The sequence below is a fragment of the Rhodoferax sp. BLA1 genome (assembly GCF_013416775.1).
Lineage (GTDB): Bacteria > Pseudomonadota > Gammaproteobacteria > Burkholderiales > Burkholderiaceae_C > Rhodoferax.
Genome location: NZ_SZVI01000012.1, coordinates 253,947 through 277,144, shown reverse-complemented (window position 1 = coordinate 277,144; position 23,198 = coordinate 253,947). Strand labels below are relative to the sequence as shown.

The following is a 23,198-nucleotide window of genomic DNA, read 5'->3' as shown; positions in this document are numbered from 1 at the left end:
CGCCAGCAGACCGGTCTGAGCGCCATGGCCTCCGGCAAGATCCTCACCCTGCTGATCATCGCCACACTGCTGGCGGTGGTATGCGCCCAACTGGTGGCCTGGCGTTACCGCGTCAGCATGCAGCGGCTGATGCGCGCACCTTTGAACGCCGCCGCCCACAGCACCGGGCCCGAGCACAGCCCCAGCCCGCAACGGCCCGCCCCGGCAGCCGCGATCACGCTGGAGCACAACCGCGCCGCTTACCACCGGCTGCTGGCGCAGTTTCTGCTGCTGACGCTGCTGATCGCCTTCACACGCACCCTGCTCACCCAGTGGCTGGCCGACGCACCCATCACCTTCAAAACCGTGGCCACGCTGGGCATTGCCTATGCCTGGCCGGTGCTGCCGGTGCTGGCGGTGATCGGCCGCTGGTCGCGTTGGCGTTTTGTGGCGGCCATGCTGGGCTGGTTTGTGCTGGCCGTGCTGTTGCTGAGCTGGCGCACCAATGCGAATGTGACGCTGCTGATGCTTGTTCAATGGATGGCGTTTGACATCGGTTTGCCGCTGCTGGTGGTGACCGCGCTGTGCCTGGGCGGCGCCACCCGCGCCGTGGGGCCGTGGCTGGCGCCGGTGTTTGTGTTGTTGTGTGCGTCCTCACAGGCCGGGCTGGATGGGCTGGCCGCGCTGGTGAAGGCCAACAGCGGCTTCATCCAATGGCTGGCCAGTTGGCTGGGCGCCACCGCCGCGCTGATGTTGTTTGCGCTGCTGCCCTGGCTGCTGGCCTGGTGGCCCGCGCGCTGGCTGGGCCGCCAACTGGCCAGGGCTTACCGAGAGCAACAGGTGTCCGAGCTGTTTTACCTGTTCACTGCGGTGTGGACGGTGGCACTCACCGGACCGGCGCTGGCCGCCTCCAGCAGCCTGGGCTGGGGCGCCCTGGTGTGTTTTGCACCGCTGTTATGGATTGTGCTGGCCGGGGCCTGGATGCGCCGCTTGGCCACGCCACAGCAGGCCGGGCGGCCACCAACGCTGCTGGTGTTGCGCGTGTTCCAGCAGGACGCCCAGGTACAGCAGCTGTTTGACCGGGTGATTGAGCGCTGGCGCCTGACGGGCAACACCGTGCTGATTGCGGGCACCGACTTGCTGGACCGCACCATCGACGTGGATGACATCTTCACCTTCATCGACGGGCGGCTGGGTGAGCGTTTTATCCAGACCCCGGCCGATGTGCCACGCCGCTTGGCCGAGTTTGTCTGGCGCGCCGATGTGGATGGCCGACACCGTGTCAACGAATGTTATTGCCACGACAACACCTGGCAGCAGGCGCTGGCCGAGCTGGTGCAGCTCAGCGATGTGGTGCTGATGGACCTGCGCAACTTTGAGGCCCACAACCGGGGTTGTTTGCACGAGCTGCAGGTGCTGGCCGAAACCCCCGGCCTGCGCCGCGTGGTGGTGCTGACCAATGACCAAACCCACCTGCCCTCTGCCCAGGCCGCCACCACAACGGCACCGGCGCAGCGCTTTGTCTGGCTACACCAGCCAGGTGGCCAAGCGCTGGCCACCGAGGCGGTGTTGGCGCCGCTGTTTTGATATGGTTTTGCTAGCTATTGACCCTTTTGATAAAAGGGCAGGAGGCCAAAAAAGCTTATAACTTCTCGTGCATGGATCGGTGACTGTTTGAGGCTGGGCGCTGGCATACAGCTTGCCGCTCCGCCTGCCAAATACTTGCCATGCAATCGAGAAACTCTGAGGCTCCCGGCCAGAGACCCGTCGGTCGCGCGTCAAGTCCTGCGAAATGGGCTTGTCGGCCTGCGTTTGGGAGGTGCACCCTGGTACTGGCTTGCGTCAAACGTCTGTCGCTGGCTCAGCAATTGGTCACCGTCGAGGCGTTCTGCCAAGCTGTCCAGGTCGCGCTCCGATACCCCCATGGATTCAAAGTGCGCGCGCCAGGTGTTGACCACCCCGATGACTTGAACGACTTGCGCGGCGGCATGGGCCGGCGTCAGCCCAAACGCGTCGCACTGGGACATCGCGTTGGCCAGCGTGGAATCTTGCCCGTCCGTCCCGCAGATGAACTCTTGATAGCCCTGGCCGGAGTTGGTGGGCAGTACGTCATACGCCGGTGCCAGCCTCAGCCGTCCATGGGCGGTGGGGTTCACGACCAAGAGTGCGTGGTTCTTCTCATGGTCGTCGGTGTTGTCGACCAGGATGTTGAACACCATTCGGCGGAACAACTCTTGGGCATCGGCCAGATGCGCATCGCCGTGGGTGACGCCGATTCTGCGAAGGATTCGGGCAAGCTGTGGGTACCCCATTTCTGGCTCGTTGCCGGCCGGGGTTGCCGCTCGGATAGCAGTGCCTGCCGAGATGCTGTGAATTCGCCGACCGTTCACGCGGTCGAATCGCCGAATGGCCACGGCGTTCGCCGCCACCAGGCGAATAACCTGGGTCTGGGCGACGGAGATACCGGCCTTCGCCGCCAAGGTCATGGTCGCGTGCTCTATGAGCGGCGCATCCACATACTCGTGGTTGAAGAACTTGATGACCCACTGCTCGCCCTCGATGTCGATCAGCGCCTTGGGCTTTGCGCCGCCTAACGGGCTGCCACCCCCTTCAATGATTTTGGCTTCGAGAGCAGTCAAGGTGTCGCCGGCTTCGATCTTGGCCACAACCTCGCTGAGCTCTTGGGCTTGCGCCAACATCGGCAGGGGGCCACCTTTTCTGGGAAGGTAGGTGTCGGGTGAGGTCGAGACCCCCAACGCACCAAAACGGTCGTCACCAGCGTAGTAGAGCATCTCCATCAACGACGTACGCTTGGGTTTGTCGATGAACCGGATGACTTTTTCACCCCATCGGTCCGGACGCGCGTCATCCACGGCACCGACTGCGCGGGGCGCGTTGGCGCTCAGCCGCCCGGGCGGGGAGAACTCGTTGTCCACGAGAGGCAAGTCTTCGCTGAGTGCGAATCCATTGGCAAGCCAGTCCCCGGCGTAGTGGAGCGAGACGCCCTTGCCAGCAGCAACCAGCTTCAACGCACCCACGTAGCGAGGCGTCGGGTCTCCCAGGTACCAAAGGTACAAGTCATCCAGACGCATGTCAGTCCTTCTTGCTGTTGTTGGGGGGATCTGTGCGCATGCGGGCTTCTGCGGAGGCCTGCGCACGGGCCTGGCCAAGCGCCACTGCTTCTCGAATGTTCAGCTCGAGCGCACCCTGATCCTGTTCTGGTGCCGCCAAGTTTCCCAACTCGCCATCTCGGTTGATGAGCCACAAGGCACTTGCGACGATGCCGATGCTCACGGTCGGGTCGCCGGCTTCGAGACGCTGGAGCGTAGAGAGGGTGACGCCCAAGCGCTTGGCCCAGGTGCGCAGCGATTCCTTGCGGCGTAAGCGGGCCACCGCCAAGTCGGCACCCAGTTTCTGGAGTGCACCCAAGGTGGCAGGGGGTAGCTGTTGGATGGCTTTGGTGGCTTTTGGCATACCGTCATATTAGTACAAATTAGCTGATATTGTCTAGATTTATCGGTACACCAGAAGATGCCGTGCGATTGCTGAAGAGAGACGGTTGATCGGGGCCACGGCGGCTGCCGCGAAAAAGACCCAAGAGTCTGGTTTTTAAAGTCAGTTTAAGGCTGACAGGAGTCACAGGCATGTCGATTGCCATCGCCTGGCCCCGCCCCGTTGCGGACATTCGGCCTGGGACGCTGTCAGCGGCAGGAAACTGAGCGGAGCGGCCGGTCACCCTTGCCGCCCAGCTGATCACTCGTCCGGTGCACTCATCTCGGGAACATTGACTAGCTGATCTAGGGCAGCAAGCAACTTTGGAAGCCACTCACCGTAAGTCGTCTTACGTCCGCCGCAGCCATAGACAGCACCTGTCACTGACGCCAGCTGTTGCTTTATCTGATCACCAGATCGGCACCAGAAATTTGCTATTGCATCCTTGCCCAGCAGATCTGTCACCATGTACAAAGTGTCATCAACGCCATCCGGGGCTGTGAGTTTGAAGGGTGCAGGTTGAAGGCAGAAGTCTGCAAATGCCTTCGCGTGGGGCAAACCATGGCTGGGATCGAAGCAGAATCCAAGAAGGTAATCAGTCATCGCCTGGCGGATTCCCTCACCGTCCTTTTTGTCGAACTCATCGTACCTGCCGCACCCAACGCCCTGGGCACTGCCGAAATGGATGTTGGCTAGATGGTAAATCACGAAGCTTTTGAGGTCTGAAAGAAACCGCTGGATCTCGGCTTCAAGATCGTCGATGTCACCCACGATACCGCGACCGCCATCTCCTAAGATCTGAGCCGTGGAGAGACGGTCGACCTCAAGGAAGAAGTTGAGCTGACCGTCGATATAAAACCGCTTGAACTCCGCGAACACGCTCTGCGAGAACCTCCGCATCGAGTCGACTGCGAGGCGATCATGGTCCACTCCGAATACTGTAGCGCCAGGGTCCTCTTGTCTTGCAAGTGCGGTGCAAATGTTCGTATTGAAATTGACGTCTGGCGAGCAGTACATGCGCAACAGCATTAGGTCATTCCACCCTAAAGCCCCCCGATCGGGTGCAACCAGTTGCTGAATCAGAGATGGATGCGATTGAGTTGTTTCATTTCCAATCAGTCGAGTCGCCAGCTCCTGGACATCGGCTTCGCCTCGGATTCGGCCATTCCCAGGCAGATCGCCAAAACCAGCTCGTTCAAGGAAATACCTCAACGATATAACCGTGCGGTGCCTCATACTGCGGTGGCCGAAATCCAAAGACGAGTACTTTGGCAGCCATTCGACCAAGGTCTTGATGGTGTCGTTCGCGGCCCCCCTGTCCAGTTCATCGGCCCGACTGACGAGCATGTTCCAAAACTCATCATGCGGCGTTTCTGATTTTCGAAGCGAAAAGTCAGATTGCAGCAAAATGCCAGCCACTTCCTTTTTATGCTCGATCACCGACTCGACTAAATCTTTGTAGAGGCGATAACTTTTAGTTGGCTCTGGAATCTTCAGCCGCACGATCAGCTGAAGATAGTTCTCCAGGTTACGGTGCTGCCTGTTGAAGCAGGCACGCGAACGCAGCACATTTTCATCGCTCGCGAAGGAGTAGGAGAATGCCAAGGTATCTACATCGAAAAGCTGCAGCAGGAGGAACTTGGCTGGCTCATCAGCCTTATTGAAGGTTTCCGCAAAACCCTTAGCGTTTTCTAGTATTGGCTTGTTTGAATCACTTAGTTTTCTCTGGACACTAAACGAACCCGCCCGCCCTTCCGTTTCTGCGGCATATATCTGACGGAAAAGCCCAGGGTAATTCAGGTTCAGAAGCATCAAGTGGATGAGGTCTTTGATGTTGAAATCTGTGCCATCCAGTTTGACCTTCTCCATATTCATGAGCAACGCTGCATTGACGAAGCGCTTGATCTTGCGCAGATCGCCTAACAGAGGCACGTAGCGATGCCCGTTGTTGCTGGCGAGTAGAGTCTGGACCTCCTTCATGAGCTGCCTGAGCAGTCGCATGACCGTAGGCGAAACGCTGTCGCTCTTGAAGGCAGCTTTCTCCCAGTCGGTATCCAGAAAATCGTTGATGCTTTTTAAATCCACGAACAGGCTCAGCTTCGCAGTGATGAATTTTTCAAGAAACTCGCGAGCCCTCGCCCCATCGTCCCTACCGGCTGTCGATGCGAGCAAATTCTCGGTGTCATAACAAAGAACATAAGTGGCCTGACTCAACTTGAAAGTTCGCCGAACGGTAAACAGCACGTTGTTGACCAGCTTGCTCTCCAGTCGATCCAGGTCATCGACAATGATGATCAGGCGACGCCCCAGTTGCTTGAGCAGATCATCTATGTCCTCAAGCAACTCGTCGATGGTTTCCGTCGAAGGTTCGAATGAAAACTTTATTCCCAACACGGAAAGGTCGGTCTTGCCCTTAAGCATCCGGGAATAGCGGCTGGCCACAGGCAGTAACTCAGGCGCGAAGACCTGCTGCCGAATTGCTGCGCACAAGCCCTTGATGAAACGCTCGGAAAGGTCGGGCTCGGATGCGTAGCGCAGTGGTTCAAACTTAAAAACAATCACTGAGTCGCCTGCTGCATCTTCCCAGTGCTGCTTGGCCATATTCAAAAAACTGGTCTTGCCAATACCCCACGGCCCGTCGATGCCAAATACCAGACCGGACCGAATGCCACTAGTAAGCACTGTATCCGCAAAGTTTTTAGCCTGCGGGGCAACGCCCAAGGCATCCTGGTCGTCCCCTTTTATTTCGTCATCAGCTAGAAACCAAAGCTGCGCAGTGTCTGGACGCTTGCGTTGACTCAGCTCGCGCCAGATAGGAGAAATAAACGTGAGCATCAATACCGCAAAGGCAGTTGGAGCCCAAAGTATGTCAGCGTGCGACACGGCTTCATGAAACTTGGCAAGCAGAGGATCAAACAGGTGCATCACGAACGCCCCGAGGCCAACAAGCAGCAGCAAGTCGATGCGACGGCTTTGAATGATGCGCAACGCATGCTGTAAGCATCCTCGCTTCTTGGCGTATACGAAGACAATTGGCAACGCGGCCGCATAGCCGACCAACACCAACCAACCTACTACGCCCCATTCGGAGAGACTCCGACCCAACGCTCCAGCACCAAGGTATGCAACCCAAAGAGTCTCAAACAGCACAGCACCAAACAGCATCGCTCTCGCGAACACGAGTATCTCCGGCATCTGCATGCTCGTTGGCAATTTGCCAGACATAGCCTCCCCCCCATGAATGTGTCGCCAATTGCGCTGTTTCGAACTCCAGAACGGATTGAGGAGGCAGGCTTAAATATCACGCCTAGTCAGCATCCGACTTCACTACATCTACCTCCTTGTTCGACACAAGGCCCTCCAACGCTACGAGGCAATCGAAAGCAACTGCCACTATAGCGCCTTGGCATAAACGGTCCCGCGCTTCTAAGTTACAGGCAGTCCGCTTTGCAGCCCAAACATGCTCTAAAGCCTGAGGCTCCGAAAGACAGAAATGGCCGAGTTGTGTGAATTGACCATCCGGCTGCTTTCAAAGCTGAGCTGCCATTCAGATGGTTGCTGTGCGGCAGGGGTGACCGGCCGCTCTTGGCCCGGACTTGCCGTCCAGCAGTCCATCACAGATGACTGCTCCAGCTGCAGACCCGACTTACGTGAAACAATGTTCCCCTGCACCTCTGTCACTACTATTTAAATAGTGACTAGCCCTTACTCCAAAAGGGCCAGCGCCCAAAAACACCCCAAACTACTCGACACTCTGCTGCAACGCCCACATCTGCGCATATCGCCCATTGGCAGCCAGCAGGGCGGCGTGGGTGCCGCGCTCGAGGATGGTGCCGGCTTCCATCACTAGGATTTCATGGGCATCGACCACGGTGGACAGGCGGTGGGCGATGACCAGGGTGGTCTTGTTCTGCGCCACACTTTGCAACTCGGCTTGGATGGCGCGTTCGTTAGCGGAATCGAGTGCGCTGGTGGCTTCGTCAAAAATCAGGATCGGCGGGTTTTTGAGCAAGGTGCGGGCAATGGCCACACGCTGTTTTTCACCGCCCGAGAGTTTGAGCCCGCGCTCACCCACCATGGTGTCGTAGCCCTTGGGCGTGGCCGCGATGAAGTTATGGATGTGCGCGGCTTTGGCTGCGGCCTCCACCTCGGCGCGGCTGGCGCCGGGGCGGCCGTAGGCGATGTTGTATTCCACCGTGTCGTTGAACAACACGGTGTCTTGCGGCACGATGCCAATCACCGCACGCACGCTGGCCTGGGTGACTTGTTTGATGTCTTGCCCGGCGATTTGAATCTGACCCTGCTGCACGTCGTAAAAGCGGAATAACAGCCGCGCCAGCGTCGACTTGCCCGAGCCGGACGGCCCAACCACGGCCACGGTTTTGCCCGCCGGGATCTCGAAGCTGATGTCGTGCAGGATCGGGCGCGCCGGGTCGTAGGCAAAGTGCACGTGTTGGAAGCTGACGCTGGCGTTGCCCGCTTCTGCCGACAGGGTGTTGGCGCTGGTGCCATGCAGCGCCAGTGGCAGCGCACCGGGCACATCGGCAATCTCGCGCTCGCGCTCCATCAGGGTGAACATCTTTTCCAGGTCGGTCAGGCCCTGTTTGATCTCGCGGTACAACACACCCAGAAAGCCCAGCGGGATGTAGAGCTGGATCATGAAGGCGTTGACCATCACCAGGTCGCCCAGGGTCATGCGACCATCCACCACACCTTGCGTGGCGCGCCACAACATGGCGACCAGCCCGGCGGCAATGATCAGCTGCTGGCCAGTGTTGAGCATGCTCAGCGTGCTCTGGCTCTTCAGCGCGGCCTTGCGGTAGCGCTCCAGGTTGTCGTCGTAACGCTTGGCCTCAAAGTCTTCGTTGTTGAAGTATTTGACGGTCTCGTAGTTCAGCAGCGAGTCGATGGCGCGGCTGTGGGCGGTGGAGTCCAGCTCGTTCATCTGTTTGCGGAACTGGGTGCGCCACTCGGTGACCACAATGGTGAACGTGATGTAGAGCAGCAGCGCACTGATGGTGATCCAGGCAAACCACATGTCGAACTTGACCGCCAGGATGCTCAGCACCAGCGCCACCTCAATCAGCGTGGGGAAGATGCTGTAAAGCGAATAACTGATCAGGGAGTGCACCGCACGGGTGCCGCGCTCGATGTCACGGGTCATGCCGCCGGTCTGGCGCTCCAGGTGAAAGCGCAGGCTCAGGGCGTGCAAGTGGCGAAACACCTGCAGGCTGATGGCGCGTGAGGCGCCTTCGGTGGCCTTGGCAAAAATCAGCTCGCGCAACTCGGCAAACACCGTGGTCGACAGGCGCAGCAGGCCATAAGCCAGCAGCAGGCCCAGCGGCACCACCACCAGCGCGGGCATGCCAACACCGGCCTTGGGGTTCATGGTGTCAACCAGCTGTTTGAGCAGCAGGGGCACACCCACATTGGCGAGCTTGGCACCCACCATAAAGGCCAGCGCGAGCATCACGCGCCACTTGTATTGCCAGAGGTAGGGGAAAAGCCGCTGCAGTGTGGCCCAGTCGGAACGTGGGGCAACTTGGCCGTTGGGCAGCAGGGTGGGCGGAGGGGTAGGTTCGCCAGAGCGGCGCATGGGTGACAATTCCTTGTTTTTATCACCCTGGATTGTGCCCATGTCTGAAAACCCTCGCCCCGCCACTAACCCGGCGCAACTGCCCACCGACGAGAAGCTGGTGCTCAAGGTGATCCCGATGCCGCGGGATGTGAACGCCAATGGCGACATTTTTGGCGGCTGGGTGATGGCGCAGGTGGATATGGCCGGTGCGGTGATTGCCGCCACCTACAGCGCCGGGCGCATGGCCACGGTGGCGGTCAACGAATTCATCTTCAAACAGCCGGTGCGGGTCGGCGACATCCTGAGCTTTTACGGCAAGCTGGTGCGTATTGGCCGCACCTCGATCACCGTCAAGGTCGAGGTCTATGCGGAACGTTTTCTGGAACAAGGCAGCTACACCAAGGTGACCGAGGCGCTGCTGACCTATGTGGCGCTTGATGAGAACGGCAAACCGCGTGAAGTGCCCAAACCAGCGGACGTTTGACGCTACTATTAAAGCAGCAGTTAGCCCTTGATATATAAGGGCTAGAGGCCGATTTCTTATACAAGTTGGCTTGTGCCGCGCGGCTCGGGCATGACCCAGGCGTCGCGCACCTGCAGCCGCAACACGTCCCCGCGCCGAGGTAGGGCCTCAAACGGCAGCACCAGGCTCAGCGGCACGGCCAGGGCGCCCTGCAGCATCACATCCACCGCGTACGAGCTGCCCTGAAAAAACACATGCTCGACCAACACGGACAGGCCGGGGACGTTGGGCGCAGCCACCACAAAGGCAGTGGGCGCCAAGCACAGCCGCAGCTCGGTCTGGGTGCTTCCCACGCTGGTGTCACGTGCGACAAAGTGGTAGTCACCGAGCGCCACCTCGGCCAAACCACCCTGCACTGCACTGATGCGCCGGGCCGGTAGCAGGTTGCCCGCGCCGACAAACCGGGCCACCATCTCGGTCTGTGGTTCGCGGCACAGGCGGATGGGGGTGTCGACCTGCTCGATACGGCCTTCGTTGAGCACCACCACGCGGTCGGCCAGCGCCAGCGCTTCTTCCTGGTTGTGGGTCACATAAACCATGCTGCTCTGGGTGCTGCGCATCTGGTCGATGTGGCGCATCATGTCGCGGCGCAATTCGACGTCCAAGCTGGCCAGGGGTTCGTCAAACAGGATCACGCGCGGCTGCGCCACCATGGCCCGCGCCAGCGCCACGCGCTGCTTCTGCCCGCCTGAGAGTTCACCGGGCGTGCGCCGAGCCAGCGCCTGCAAATCGACCTGGGCCAATGCCTCCATCACACGCGGGCTGGCTTGTGCTGCAGACAGGCCGGACTCGCGCAGCGGGAACAACACGTTGTCAAATACCGTCATGTGCGGCCACAAGGCATGGCTCTGGAACACCACGCCGACGTTGCGCCGCTCGGGCAACACATGGCGCCCGGGCGCGGCCACCAGATCGTCACCAATCTGGATGCTGCCACTGTTGATGCTCTCCAGTCCCGCGACCGCACGCAACAGCGTGGTTTTGCCCGAGCCCGATGGCCCCAGTAGGGCGACAAACTCTCCCGAGTGCATCTCCAGCGACACACCGCGCAGCGCATGGAAGGCATTGGCGCCACTGCCGTAATGTTTGTGGATGTCTTGTAGTTTTATGCGCGCCACGGCAACACACCTTCAGGTAAACGGCGACCCAGCCGCGATGCCAGCAACATACACAGCAGCGTGATCACAATGGAAAGGATGCCCACGGCCGAGGCGGCAGCCGACTCGCCGCCCTGCTCCAGCCCGAACACCAGCACACCCAGCGTCTCGGTGCCGGTGGCCCACAGCAGGGCAGACACAGTGAGTTCGTTGAGCGACAACAACATCACCAGCAGCGCCCCGGCGGTGACCGAGGGCAAAATCAGCGGCACCACAATGTGCCACATACGGCTCACAAACGAGCCGCCAAACACCTCGGCCGCTTCCAGCATCTCGCGCGGCATCTGCGCAAAACCGCTGAGCACCGGGCGCAGCTGGATCGTCAAAAAACGCGCCAAATAGGCGAAAAAGATGATCCACAGTGTGTTGTAAAACGACCAGCCCAGCAGCGGCAACGGCTTGAGGTAAAGCAGGATCATGGCAATGGCCAGCACCACGCCCGGAATCACATACGGCACCTCGACCCAGGGCATCAGCCGGCGCAGCAGCACATTGCGGCGGTAGGCCATCTGGTAGGCCAGAAACAGCGACACCACCGCCAGCACCAGCGCACTGCCCACCGACAGACTCACGCTGTTGACAAAGGCGCGCAGCGTGGCGTCGTTGTGCAACAGCACATAGCTGTAATGCTCCAGCGAGAGGTTGGCCCAGGTCAGCGCGATACCCAGACCGGGCGACACCGACTTGGCCAGCAGGGCCAGCAGTGGCGCCAGCAGCAGCAGGCTGACCCACAACGTCAGGCCAACGGCCACGGGGGTCTGCCAGCGGCCCAGATGGAAGGGTGGCATTTTCAGACGCGTAGCAATCACCTCGCTGCTGCCACATCGTAAAAACACCCGCTGCACCCCCATGCCCAGCGCGGCCAGCAGCGCCACCAGGGCCGACAACACCAGCGCACTCGGGATGGCCGCCGAGCCAAAACCCGACAACTCACGGTAGATCAGCGTGGGCAAGACCAGGTAATCCGCCGGGATGCCCAAAAACGCCGGGATGCCGAAGTTACCGATACACGAGACAAATGCCAACGCACCACCGGCCACCAGCGCGGGCAAGACCAGCGGCAGGATCACCCGCCGCAGGATGCTGAGGGGTGAGGCGCCACAAACACGGGCCGCCTCGATCACTTCGGGTGACAAGTTGAGCAAACCGGCACGCACCGTTAAAAACACCAGCGGTGCGTAGTGGATGCCCAGCAGCAGGATGATGCCTTCACGCGACTGCAGCGGGTTGCTGATGGCCTGCCAGCTGTCCCAGCCCTGGGCGATCAATGTGTTCTTGAGCGGTAACCAGAGCTGTGTCCAGGCCAACGCCACCACCTGGGGCGGCAGTAGCGCCTGCACCACAAAGGCAAACACCAGCCACTGCCGTGGCCGCGCCGGGGTCAGCGAGACAAACAACGCAAACACCAGACCGTAGATCAGCGCCAGGGTTGCGCCGCCCAGGCCCACTTCGAGCGTGTGCTGGCTGGCGCGCCAGGCATCGGGGGACATCAGCGTGGCCAGCACGGCCTGCCGCGTGGGGCCCAGCAGCGCCAGGCCCAGCTGCAGCACCAGATAGACCGCTGGCAACAGGCTGAACACCACCAAGAAGGCGAGCGCGAGCCAGAGCAGCCAGCGCTCTTGCGCGGGCGCGCGTGACCCCGACATGCCTGACCGACCCACCAGAAAACTCAAATTTTTAACCGCCAAAAATGTCCGAGAAACGTTTGCGGTCAGCTTCGGCACCCTTCAGCAAGGCGTCGGCATCCATCGGCATAAAGCGCAGGCTCTCGACCTTGGGGTAACCCGCAGGCGGCGTGATGTTGCCCTGCAGCGGGAAGTACCCCAGCGTGGTGGAGAACTTCTGCCCCTGCGGTGACACCAGAAAACTCACAAAGGCCTGCGCGGCGGGCAGGTTGCTGGCGGTGTTGAGGATGGCAGCCGGTTCGGTCACATAGGTCAAGCCTTCCTTGGGCGTGATGAACTCCACCGGTGAACCTTTGGCGGCCGCGTTGAAGGCCATGAAGTCCACCAGCACACCGACCATCTTCTCGCCGGTGGCCACTTGCTGCAGCACCGCACCATTGCCCTTGACCGCAATCGCCTTGTTGGCCTTGAGGCCCTCGATGAACGGCCAACCCAGATCAGGGGTTCGGCTCCAGGCACCCACGGTGATGGCAGCCGCCCCCGAGTACAGTGGGCTGGGCATCACGATCTGGCCTTTGAGCGCGGGGTTGAGCAGGTCTTTCCAGGACTTCGGCTTGAATGGGGCTTTGCTGTTGACCACGATGCCGGTGCTGATCAGCTTGGTGCCGATGTAGGTGCGCTCGTTGTCAAAATAACGCGCCGGGATCTGCTGGGTGTTGAGGTGCGTCATACGCAACAGGCGGCCATCGGCCTTGAGCGACTCCATCGAAATCGCATCGGCAATCAGCAACACGTCGGCGCGCGGGCTGCCAGCGGCCACCTCGGTGCGCAGGCGGTTGAGCACCTCGGTGGTGCCGGAACGAAACACATTGACCTTGACGTTGGGGTACAACGCGTTGAAGGCCTCGATGGTGCCGCGTGCATCACGCTCGGGCTGCGAGGTGTAGAGCGAGAGGTTGCCCGACACCGCAGCCTGGGCATGCAACAGGCCATGCGGCAGCAGTGCAGCCAGACCGGCAGCAGGCGCCATACCGAGGACGCGGCGGCGTGATGGAAAAGGGGTGGACATGCAACAACTCCAATGCGAAATTCAAACAAGCTTTCAACCATACGACAGTGACGTTTCAAAAGCGTGACAAACGTTATGACAAACGCAAGCTGTTCTGGGTGCGCCATCAACCGATCGTGCGCCAAGCCGCGGGCATTATGCAGCCGGTCCAGGTCAACACCTTTGACACCAAACAGGCGACACCGAGCGTCACAGGGACACTGGAAACTGCACCGTCAGCACCGTTCTGTCGTCACTGAATTGCGTCGAACTGGACCCTTTGGTGCTGGCAAAAGTGCCGATCTTGTGGAAGTCCTCGTCCTCGGTGCGGAAAAACTCTGCCTCCCAGTCGCCCACGCGGGAACCAACTGGCACCGACATATAGCCGTCGGTGAACAGCTCAATGCTGCGCACACTGGATTTGGGGCGTGAAAAGTGCAAGAGATCCGGCCCTTGGGTGGTGGAGCCATCCAGCACGGCATACCCCAACGAATGCCCCAACAGGTTGGCGTAGCCGAGTTGGCCGCGGACAATACCCGCACACAACAAGTCACTGAGACACGCTTTGGCGTCGGGCAGCAGGCGTGCCTCACAACAGTGGCGAGTCGTCTGGATGATGGCCTCACGATCGGTCGCTGACAGGACCGCCGGGGCCACACAGTCCAATCCGCCCGAGACCCACTGGCGTGTGGTCATCTCCAGCACATCGCCCTCGAGGCCTCTGGACTGCCGAAGGTGAAAAATGGCGGCCCGGCCAGCGCTGAAGATCAGGTCCACATCCTTGTGCAGCCAGACCAGCTCGTCACCGTTGATACGGACGCCCGAGTCGCCAACAATCAGAAAGCGCAAGTCGTCGCCACCCGCGTCTTCCACCACCACCGCTGTGCTGCCGACCCGTGCCGACATGGCACCGGCAGCTTGCAGCCCCTGGGCGACAGCCTGGTTCATCTGGACAAGCCAGTGTTCGGGTGAACGCGCCGCCTGGTCGGGTGATGTGACATGGGCCAACATGGCCTGTGCCGCCTGGCTGGCGGCAAAACGCCCGGAAGACATCCCGTGCAGCTGCAGCCCCGTGGCGTCGGTGGCACCGTCAAACACCGCATACAGGCGCCCAGGCAACACCAGCAGCACATCGTCGCCCGGTTGGCTCAGCTTACGGTACTTGGGCACCGAACAGGATTCAATCAGCATGGGCGGCCCCCGTGGCTGACCAAGGGGCACTCAGACAAAAGCACTTTCCTTGGACTGCGAAAAACGCATCACCACATAGACACACACACCCGAACTGACCAGCAGAATAGTTGACAGCGCGGCGGCAATGCCGAACTCGCCATCGAGCACCGCGCTGTAAATCTTCACCGGCATGGTGGTGGTGCCGCCGGTGTAGAGCAGCAGGGTGGACGACAGCTCGTTGATGGCGGTGATGAAACTCATCATGGCGCCAGCAATCACCCCGGGCAGCATCAGCGGCACGGTGACCTTCCAGAACGCCTTGGCCGGCGGCGCCCCCAGGCTGATGGCAGCCTCTTCGATCGACGGCTTGATCTGGCGCAGCACCGAACTGGTGGCGCGCACGCCATAGGGCAGACGGCGAATGAACAGGATCAGCACAATGATGCTGCCGGTGCCCACCAGATCGAGAACCCCGGTGTTGAAGGTCAGCAGGAAACCGATGGCCATCACCACACCCGGCACCACGTAGGGCACCATCAGCACGGAATCGAGCAGTCCCGAGAGTCGGGTCTCGCGCCGCACGATGATGTAGGACATCAAGCCCCCCATCACGGTAATCAGCAGGGTCGCCAGCAGCGAGAAGCGGAAGGTGTTGGTGATCACGTCGGGTACCTCGTGGATCACCCGGGCATAACTGTTGAGACCAAACCCACCGCTGAACACCGGCCCGTTAGTTTGCAGGAACGAGGTGTAGATCACCACCAGAATCGGCAGCGTGGCCAGCGCGGCGACGCCATAACACAGGGTATGCACCAGCACCGAGTAGTTGCCGCTGAGCGACTTGGGCACCGTCAGGTTGGTCATCGACCCGGCATAACGGCGCTTGTTGATCACATAACGCTGCAAAAAAACCGCCAGCATCGAGATGACGATCATCAGCATCGAGATGCTGACCGCCATGGTGGGCGGGCCACCCATCTCGGATGTGTACTGGTTGTAGGCGATGGTGGACAGTGTGCTGAGGTCCCGGCCGATGATCGAGGGTGTGCCGAAGTCGGCAATCGACAGCACAAAACACAGGATGGCGCCCGAGCTGGTGGCCGGAAACACCAGCGGCAGCGTGACCTTGTAAAAACGCTGCCAACGTGTGCAGCCCAGGTTGGCCGCCGCCTCCTCAAACGAGCGGTTGATGTTGCGTAGGGCGCTTTCGGTCATCAGGTAGACAAACGGGAAGAACTTCAGACTGAACACCAGGATGATGCCGTGCATGCCGTAGATGGTCGGCAAAGCGATGCCCAGCGCCTTCATCTGCTGGGTCAGCCAGCCATTGTTACCAGCCACCACCACCCAGGAATAGGCGCCGATGAAAGGCGGCGACACCAGCGCCAGCACCGCCAGGGTGGCAATCAGGCTGCGCCCCTTGATCACATACCGCGCAGTGCAGTAGGCCAGCGGCACCCCCAGTAGGCTGGCACCCAGCATGCCTCCCAGCCCAACAATCACCGTGTTCTTGAGGGCGTTCAAATAATACGGATGCGTGAGCACCTTGGCGTAGTTGGCCAGCGTGAAGCCTTCGGTCTGCGGGTCCAGAAAACCCAGCTTCAACACCTGCAGGATCGGCCAGATCAGCAGAAAGCTGACCATGGCCACGGCCACCACCATGACCAGAGACCAGAAATCAAGGCGCAGCCAGCCCCGTTGGCGCCAGGCGGCCTGGCCAAACATCGGCGTCATGACAGCCGGACCCCGGCATCGTCACCGGAGAAATACAGGATGTCGTCGTAGCCAATCACCAACTGAACCGTCTGGCCTGGCTTGAGCGCCATGGTGTTTTCAAGGGGGTCCACCAGCGCCTCCATCAGGCCATGACCCGCCACCTCCACCGACAACTGCAGCTCACGCCCGGTGAACATGGTTTGCCGCAGGATCGCATCAACGCGCAAGGCCGCCCCGGGCTGCGGCTGGTTGACCAGCACGTTTTCAGGCCGAACCGAAGCCACACAGGGCACCCCTGCACGAACCGGCAAGCCCTGGGGCAGTTGCAACGGCTGCCCCAGAAGGGTCGGCCCACCGGCAGCGTCCCAAGCCAGCGGTACAAAATTGTTGGCACCGACAAAAGACGCCACAAAGCGGTTGGCCGGGCGGTTGTAAACCGTCCACGGTGCACCCACCTGCTGCACGATACCGGCGTGCATGACACACACCTGGTCGGAGATGGACAACGCTTCCTCCTGGTCGTGCGTCACATAGATGGTGGTGATGCCAAACGACTGCTGCAGCGAGCGGATGTCACGCCGCAGGTCGACCCGCAGCTTGGCGTCCAGGTTCGAGAGCGGTTCATCCATCAGCAGCACTTTGGGCCGGATCACCAGCGCACGTGCCAGGCCAATCCGTTGCTGCTGGCCACCACTGAGCTGATGCGGCATGCGTGCCGCAAGCTGATCAAGCTGGACGGTCAACAGCATCTCTTCAACACGCTGGCGGATATCTACGGCAGGCACCTTTTGCTGCACCAGGCCAAAGGCCACGTTGTTGAACACACTCAGGTGCGGAAACACCGCATAGTCCTGAAAGACCATACCCACGTCACGCTGGTTGGCGCCAAGCCGTCCGATGGACAAGCCATCGACCAGGATGTCACCCGCGTCCTGCTGGTGAAAACCGGCAATCGCCCGCAGCAAGGTGGTCTTGCCGCAGCCACTGGGCCCCAGCAGGGTGAAAAACGACCCACTGGGAATGCTCAGACTGACGTCTTTGAGCGCCAGTTGTTTGCCGTAGGATTTTTTGATGTTTTGAAGTTGAACGAGCGCCATGGAGAAAGTTGAGACTACAGCTCTGATTTATTTCTTGTTCAACAGCAAATCGTTCCACTTGGCCAGGATGCGTGCCCGATTCGCACCCGCCCAGTCGTCGTTGTACTTGAAGACATTGATCTTGTTCAGGGGAAGCAGCGGGTTTTTCGAGACCACGTCGCTGCGCACGGTGCGCCGGCCCACGCTGTCGAGGATCTCCTGGGCTTCACGCGAGAGCATGAAGTTGATGAAGGCCTTGCCACCTTCGGGGTTGGCCGGGGTGGCGGTCAGCGCCATCGAATCAGCCAGCGCCGAGGTGCCATCGGTCGGGTACAGAATCTCAACCGGGCCACCTCCCACTTTGAACTTAAGCAACGTGTCTTCGTTGGACAGACCAATGGCGGCTTCGCCATCGTTGACAAACTTGGACACCGCACCCGAGCTGTTGGACAATACGGCGTTGTCGAGGATCTTGCGGTAGATGTCCCAGCCTTTTTCTTCACCGTAAATCTGCAGGATCAAGGCCAGCTGGATGAAGGCCGAGCCCGACTTGTCAGGGCGACCGGCTGAAATCTTGCCCTTGTAGATCGGGTTACCCAGATCAATCCATGTCTTGGGGTACTGCGCCGGTGTCAGCAGCTTGGTGTTCACGCCAAAGGAGTTGGCCACTGCGGTGAAAGGCACGGCCGCATCGTTGATTTTGAAAATGCTGGCGAGATACTTGCTGTTCTCAGGGGTGTATTTGGAAAACAGCGCCCCATTGGCCTCAATCACCTCGGTGGACACCGCGAAGATCACGTCCGCACTTTGTCGGCCTTTTTCGGCCTTCAGACGGTTCACCAAATCGCCCGAGCCACCTTTGATCAGTTCAACCTTGAGATTGCTGCTTTTCTCAAAAGCCGGAATCACGTGGTCGATCAGATCCTGTGGTGCTGCGCTGTAAATGATGACCTTGTTCTGCGCCCAGGCGGACACGGTCAGCAAGGAACCCAGGGCAAGTGCAGCAAACAGTCTGCGGGTCGTTTTCATGAAATTCTCCTTATGCATTTGAGTGAGTAGCGCGGCAACGTCCGCGATGAGAACCAAGGGTGAACTGTAGTTATGTTTTGGGCCGAAAAACGCCTGCCTCAAGGAAAATCAGGTTGATGTGATGCCGGACCACAACCCGGATGGGTAATCACCGCGAACTGTCAACTGGCGCAACTGATCGACGCAGGCCAACCGGTCCTGTGGATAGGTCACACCAAACCACACACTGTCGGTAGGCAGGATGCGGCACACCATCTTCTGCGCGGAGATCAGCTCATCGATCACACTGGGCAAATAACACTCGGCAGTGAGTTCATTGGGGTGTTGCGCCAGAAAGCGGGTGAACTGATACGCCATCAAACTCAGCAGCGAGGGGGTCAACCCCCAGAAATTCATGGACACCCGGGCCTGGGGCGAGATCAACTGCTGGTCACCCAGCAGATTGCGCCCCCAGCAAGATCCATCAACCGCCAGCTGGATATCGGTCATTTCTGCCACCGAGGTCAGCAGATCCGCCTGGGCCTGGCAAATGCCACGGTTGACGCCACCACTGGGCGACAGGGTTTGATGAATGTTGTAGGCCAACATGGCCCCCTCGTCAGCCCGCCGACCATCTGCAGCCCACCGCTGGTAGTGCGCCACCATACATTGGTAAGCGTCACGGCCATAAAAATCGTCGGCGTTGATGACTGCAAAAAAATCATCCACAACGTGGCGGGCTGCCAGCACTGCGTGCAGCGTGCCCCAAGGTCGGGTGCGCTGGGCGGGACGCTGGTATCCAGCGGGCAGGTCGTCAAGGTCCTGGAACACGCAGGACACGTCAACCTGGTTCTCATACCGAGCCAACACCTGCGACTGGAACGCTTCAGCCAGGGTGCGGCGAATGACAAACACAATGCGACCAAACCCTGCACGCAAGGCGTCAAACACCGAATAGTCCAGAATCGTCTCACCACACGGCCCCATGGGGTCCAGTTGTTTGAGTCCACCATAACGCGAACCCATGCCAGCGGCCAGCACCACCAGCGTCGGCGCCGAGAAGGAACCCGGCGGATCAATCACCACTTTTGACACAAACAAACCTTTTTGGAAGAGTCTCAGGACACGATGTACGCCGCCGCTGCGGTCGACAGCAACTTGCCGTCAGCACCCAGAAATTCCATGCGGGTCGAGGCCACGCGCGAGCCCAGGCGCATCACTTCAGCACGCAACTCAAACCACTCGCCAATGCCCGGGCGCAGGTAGTCCACGCGCAGGTCGATGGTGCCGAGCTTGGAAAAACGCTGCAGGCGCTGCTGCACCGATTCGTCCATGTGGCGTGCACCAATCGCCACCATCACCGCCAGCCCGCCCATGGCATCCAACCCGGCGCTGATGACACCGCCGTGGATGCGGTTGTAGGCGTAGTGACCTACCAGCTCGTTGCGCATCTCGATGCGTGCCTTGACCTGGCTGGGTAACACCGAGGTGATCTTCAGACCCAGCAACTGGTTGAAGACAATTTTTTCTTCAAACACCTTTTTCACCCCGGTGATGAACTCGGGCTCAAACTGGACGTCGGCAGCAGATGGGGTGTGGTGGGGCATGGCGGGAGGCTTGTAGTGTGAGAGTCATCACCGCTTTAGCGGCAACGGGCTGAGGGTTTTTAGTCGGAACACCTGTGAAATCAGTTTGACAGATTCCGGGCTGTTCCAGTCGCGCGCACCCACCACCTTGTGTAACACCCGGCCCTTGGCGTCTACCAGCACGGTGAGCGGCAGGCGATCAGCGCCCAGCATGTTTTCCAGAATCAGACGTTCGTCAATGAAATGGTTCAGCGTGGCCTGGCTTTTTCGCAAGAAGCCTTTGGCCGCTTGGTGGTAGTCGTCGGTAGAGATACCAATCACCAAAAACTGCTGCCCGGCGTCCGACCAAGCCAGGCGCTCCAGCGAGTCCATTTCGGCAATACAAGGCGGACACCAACTGGCCCAGACGTTGATGATGAGCGGCCTGCCACGGAAATCCGAGAGTTTGCGGTTGGGGCCGTTAAGCCCGCGCAAGGTCGCTTCACGCAACACACTGCCGACGGGCACCTCACCGGGCGTGGCCGCACTGGCGCCACACACCAGACTCCACCCCAGCACACAGGCCATCAACACCCGCTTCAGCCGCGCGCGACACATATTGTTCAGCCTTCAAAAACTATACAAATTGCAGCTACTTAGCCAATAGATACGAGGGCTATCGGCCAATTTGGCTCACAGTTTTGAAAAATCAGGCTGGCGCTTGGCCATAAAGGCGCCAAAGGCCTCTTTGGCAGCGGGCTCACCGAGCATGCGACCAAAAATGACGGCTTCGTCGGCGATACGCTGGTCCACCGCGTTGGCCTGGCTGAGCTTCATCAGGCGTTTGGTTTCCAGCACCGAGCTGCTGGGTTTGGCCGCCAGCCGCTGCGCCTGGCGCTGCGCCAGGGCGTTGGCCTCGGTCGGCGGCACGATGCGGCACACCAGCCCCATCTCGAGCGCGGCCTCGGCCAAAAACGGGTCACCCAGCAGCAACGCCTCGGCGGCGCGGCCATACCCCATGCGCTGTGGCGCCAGCAGGCTTGACGCCGCCTCGGGGCACAGGCCCAGGTTCACAAAAGGCATGGAAAACGCGGCGTTGTCACCGGCATAGACCAGGTCGCAGTGGAACAGCAGCGTGGTGCCAATGCCCACCGCCGGGCCACACACCGCAGCCACCACGGGTTTGCTGAAGCTGCTGATGGCGCGCAAGAAACGGAACACCGGCACGTCGGGCGAGACCGGGGGTGCCTGCAAAAAGTCGGCAATGTCGTTGCCAGCACTGAACACCGTCTCATGGCCCTGGAACACCACAACGCGCACGGTCTCGTCAGCCTGCGCGCTGGTCAAGGCGTCGGCCATGGCAGCGTACATGGCGGCGGTGAACGAATTTTTTTTGTCCACGCGGTTGAAGGTGATGGTCATCACCCGGTCAGTGGTGTCGATCAAAAGGTCGGTCATTGGCAGTCCTGGTTAAAGAGCTTGGAATTCTGGCACACGTGTTGTTATCAGCGCTGTCATGGATCTTGCCTGAGTGAGTTTGAGCCGTTCGCACTGAGCGGCACTTCCAACACCATGGGTCGGCGCCACTTTTTTGGCCTTGTCATTCTTGAGTGAGCATTTTGGCTGTCTCCCGCGAGACAAGCCCTTGGGGCGACTTCCTCATACTGGGGTACCAGAAATCGTCACCCGCCCCAAGGGCCTATCTCGCTGGCGATGGTGACCAAGAAGACAAGACGACGACGGCAAGCAAGACGGTCGGCCCAGGTCTTCAAACCCAGCATCAGCGTCCAAGTGATCAGCGCGGTAGCCGCTTGGGGTGGCCCCCGATTTCTGGTACCCCAGTATGAGGGGGGCGCCCCAAGCGGCTGCCGCGCAGCGACGTGCCAAGAATGTCACGCAGACCATGCACACCCTGCGGGAAAGGCAACTGTGAGGCAACGCGCCAACGGCATCACACCGACCCCGTCAGCAGCAAGAAGCGTCAAACCCGCTCGAAAATCCCCGCCGCGCCCTGCCCCATGCCGATACACATGCTGACCATGCCGTACTTGAGCTGTTTGCGTTGCAGCGCGTGGATCACCGTGGCGGCGCGGATCGCACCAGTGGCGCCCAGCGGGTGGCCCAGGGCAATGGCGCCACCCATCGGGTTGACCTTGGCCGGGTCCAGCCCGAGGGTGTTGACCACCGCCAGCGACTGCGCGGCAAAAGCTTCATTGAGCTCAATCCAGTCGATGTCCGAGAGCGTCAGACCCGCGTTGCGCAAGGCGACCGGAATCGCCTCAATCGGGCCAATACCCATGAACTGCGGCGGCACACCCTTGGCGGCAAAACTCACAAAACGCGCCAGCGGTGTCAGGCCGTATTGCTTGAGCGCCTTTTCGCTGACCAGGATCAGCGCACCTGCACCGTCCGAGGTTTGGGAGCTGTTGCCTGCCGTGACCGAGCCGCGCGCGGCGAACACCGTTTTGAGCTTGGCCAGGCCTTCGAGCGAGGTGTCGGCACGCGCACCTTCGTCCAGGCTGACCACACGTTTTTTCTCGATGACCTCACCCGTGGCCAGATTGGGGGCGCGGTCAATCACCTCGATCGGCGTGATCTCGGCGGCAAAGTCACCGGCGGCCTGTGCGGCCAGGGCGCGGCGGTGCGACTCCACCGCAAAGGCGTCTTGTGCCTCGCGGCTGACCTTCCACTGGTTCGCCACCTTCTCGGCAGTCAGGCCCATGCCATAGGCAATGCCGATGTTCTCGTCGTTGCCAAACATGGCGGGTGACATGGAGGGCGCATTGCCCATCATCGGCACCATGCTCATGCTTTCGACCCCGGCGGCGATCATCACATCGGCCTCACCCACGCGGATGCGGTCGGCCGCCATCTGGATCGCGCTCAGGCCCGAGGCGCAAAAACGGTTGACGGTGATACCCCCCACACTGACTGGCAGCCCGGCCAGCACCGCGCCGATGCGCGCGATGTTCAGGCCTTGCTGACCTTCGGGGATGGCGCAGCCGCAGACCACATCCTCAATGGCATTGGGGTCGAGACCGGGCACCTGTGCCAGGGCCGACTGCAGCACCTTGACCAATAGGTCATCGGGCCGCGTGTTGCGGAAAAACCCGCGATGCGATTTGCCAATGGGCGAGCGCGTGGCGGCAACGATGTAGGCGTCTTGAACTTGTTTCATGGTGATCCTCAGATGATCAGAAAAATGGGTGGCTCGTGCTGATGCAGTGGTTCGTTGTGGTAACGCAGCCGTTCGTGGTT

At 60.3% G+C, this 23,198-nt stretch carries 18 protein-coding genes; 2 read left to right on the top strand and 16 right to left on the bottom strand.

Features of this window, described 5'->3' with window-relative positions; all coding sequences use genetic code 11:
- Positions 1–24 precede the first annotated feature (24 nt).
- Positions 25–1,566, top strand: a complete 1,542-nt coding sequence (locus tag FDG13_RS14070) for a hypothetical protein (RefSeq protein WP_180129043.1) — start codon at positions 25–27, stop codon at positions 1,564–1,566.
- 191 nt (positions 1,567–1,757) lie between these two features.
- On the opposite strand, the gene FDG13_RS14065 is transcribed toward FDG13_RS14070, so the two are convergent.
- From FDG13_RS14065 to FDG13_RS14050, 4 genes are all read right to left on the bottom strand, one after another.
- Positions 1,758–3,071 (bottom strand): type II toxin-antitoxin system HipA family toxin, encoded by a 1,314-nt coding sequence (locus tag FDG13_RS14065; protein WP_180129037.1) that lies wholly within the window; start codon positions 3,069–3,071, stop codon positions 1,758–1,760.
- Between the two features lies 1 nt (position 3,072).
- The gene (locus tag FDG13_RS14060) at positions 3,073–3,453 is read right to left on the bottom strand and encodes an XRE family transcriptional regulator (protein ID WP_180129034.1); all 381 of its coding nucleotides are present in this window, start codon (positions 3,451–3,453) and stop codon (positions 3,073–3,075) included.
- Between the two features lie 279 nt (positions 3,454–3,732).
- Positions 3,733–6,696: a P-loop NTPase fold protein gene (locus FDG13_RS14055; protein ID WP_180129032.1), complete on the bottom strand. Its 2,964-nt coding sequence runs from the start codon at positions 6,694–6,696 to the stop codon at positions 3,733–3,735.
- A 517-nt stretch (positions 6,697–7,213) separates the two neighbouring features.
- The gene (locus FDG13_RS14050) at positions 7,214–9,067 is read right to left on the bottom strand and encodes an ABC transporter ATP-binding protein/permease (RefSeq protein WP_180129029.1); all 1,854 of its coding nucleotides are present in this window, start codon (positions 9,065–9,067) and stop codon (positions 7,214–7,216) included.
- 40 nt (positions 9,068–9,107) lie between these two features.
- Between FDG13_RS14050 and FDG13_RS14045 the strand changes: the two genes are divergently transcribed.
- The gene (locus FDG13_RS14045) at positions 9,108–9,533 is read left to right on the top strand and encodes an acyl-CoA thioesterase (protein ID WP_078364439.1); all 426 of its coding nucleotides are present in this window, start codon (positions 9,108–9,110) and stop codon (positions 9,531–9,533) included.
- 56 nt (positions 9,534–9,589) lie between these two features.
- Here FDG13_RS14045 and FDG13_RS14040 read toward each other — a convergent pair whose 3' ends face one another.
- The 12 genes from FDG13_RS14040 to FDG13_RS13985 form a co-directional block, all read right to left on the bottom strand.
- Positions 9,590–10,690: an ABC transporter ATP-binding protein gene (locus tag FDG13_RS14040; RefSeq protein ID WP_180129027.1), complete on the bottom strand. Its 1,101-nt coding sequence runs from the start codon at positions 10,688–10,690 to the stop codon at positions 9,590–9,592.
- A complete protein-coding gene (locus FDG13_RS14035) occupies positions 10,678–12,375 on the bottom strand; it encodes an iron ABC transporter permease (protein ID WP_180129024.1) in 1,698 nt (565 codons plus the stop codon). Before FDG13_RS14035 ends, FDG13_RS14040 begins: the two co-directional genes overlap by 13 nt.
- A 31-nt stretch (positions 12,376–12,406) precedes the next feature.
- Positions 12,407–13,423 carry an ABC transporter substrate-binding protein gene (locus FDG13_RS14030; protein ID WP_180129021.1) on the bottom strand — a complete coding sequence of 339 codons (1,017 nt, stop codon included), beginning with the start codon at positions 13,421–13,423 and terminating at the stop codon, positions 12,407–12,409.
- A 189-nt stretch (positions 13,424–13,612) separates the two neighbouring features.
- Positions 13,613–14,593 carry a hypothetical protein gene (locus FDG13_RS14025; protein ID WP_180129019.1) on the bottom strand — a complete coding sequence of 327 codons (981 nt, stop codon included), beginning with the start codon at positions 14,591–14,593 and terminating at the stop codon, positions 13,613–13,615.
- A 30-nt stretch (positions 14,594–14,623) separates the two neighbouring features.
- Positions 14,624–16,309 carry an iron ABC transporter permease gene (locus FDG13_RS14020; RefSeq protein ID WP_180129016.1) on the bottom strand — a complete coding sequence of 562 codons (1,686 nt, stop codon included), beginning with the start codon at positions 16,307–16,309 and terminating at the stop codon, positions 14,624–14,626.
- The gene (locus FDG13_RS14015; RefSeq protein ID WP_180129013.1) at positions 16,306–17,388 is read right to left on the bottom strand and encodes an ABC transporter ATP-binding protein; all 1,083 of its coding nucleotides are present in this window, start codon (positions 17,386–17,388) and stop codon (positions 16,306–16,308) included. Before FDG13_RS14015 ends, FDG13_RS14020 begins: the two co-directional genes overlap by 4 nt.
- Positions 17,389–17,415: 27 nt before the next feature.
- Positions 17,416–18,396, bottom strand: a complete 981-nt coding sequence (locus tag FDG13_RS14010; RefSeq protein ID WP_180129011.1) for an extracellular solute-binding protein — start codon at positions 18,394–18,396, stop codon at positions 17,416–17,418.
- Positions 18,397–18,504: 108 nt separating this feature from the next.
- Entirely contained in the window at positions 18,505–19,470 is a 966-nt protein-coding gene (locus FDG13_RS14005) for a sugar phosphate nucleotidyltransferase (RefSeq protein ID WP_218942730.1), read from the bottom strand.
- A 23-nt stretch (positions 19,471–19,493) separates the two neighbouring features.
- Positions 19,494–19,982: a thioesterase family protein gene (locus FDG13_RS14000; RefSeq protein ID WP_180129008.1), complete on the bottom strand. Its 489-nt coding sequence runs from the start codon at positions 19,980–19,982 to the stop codon at positions 19,494–19,496.
- A gap of 27 nt (positions 19,983–20,009) precedes the next feature.
- Positions 20,010–20,558: a TlpA disulfide reductase family protein gene (locus FDG13_RS13995; RefSeq protein ID WP_255435256.1), complete on the bottom strand. Its 549-nt coding sequence runs from the start codon at positions 20,556–20,558 to the stop codon at positions 20,010–20,012.
- A 75-nt stretch (positions 20,559–20,633) separates the two neighbouring features.
- Positions 20,634–21,398, bottom strand: coding sequence for an enoyl-CoA hydratase (locus tag FDG13_RS13990; RefSeq protein WP_180129005.1), 765 nt, complete (start codon positions 21,396–21,398; stop codon positions 20,634–20,636).
- Positions 21,399–21,921: 523 nt separating this feature from the next.
- Complete coding sequence (locus tag FDG13_RS13985) at positions 21,922–23,118, bottom strand: acetyl-CoA C-acyltransferase (protein ID WP_180129003.1); 1,197 nt, start codon at positions 23,116–23,118, stop codon at positions 21,922–21,924.
- Positions 23,119–23,198: the final 80 nt, after the last annotated feature.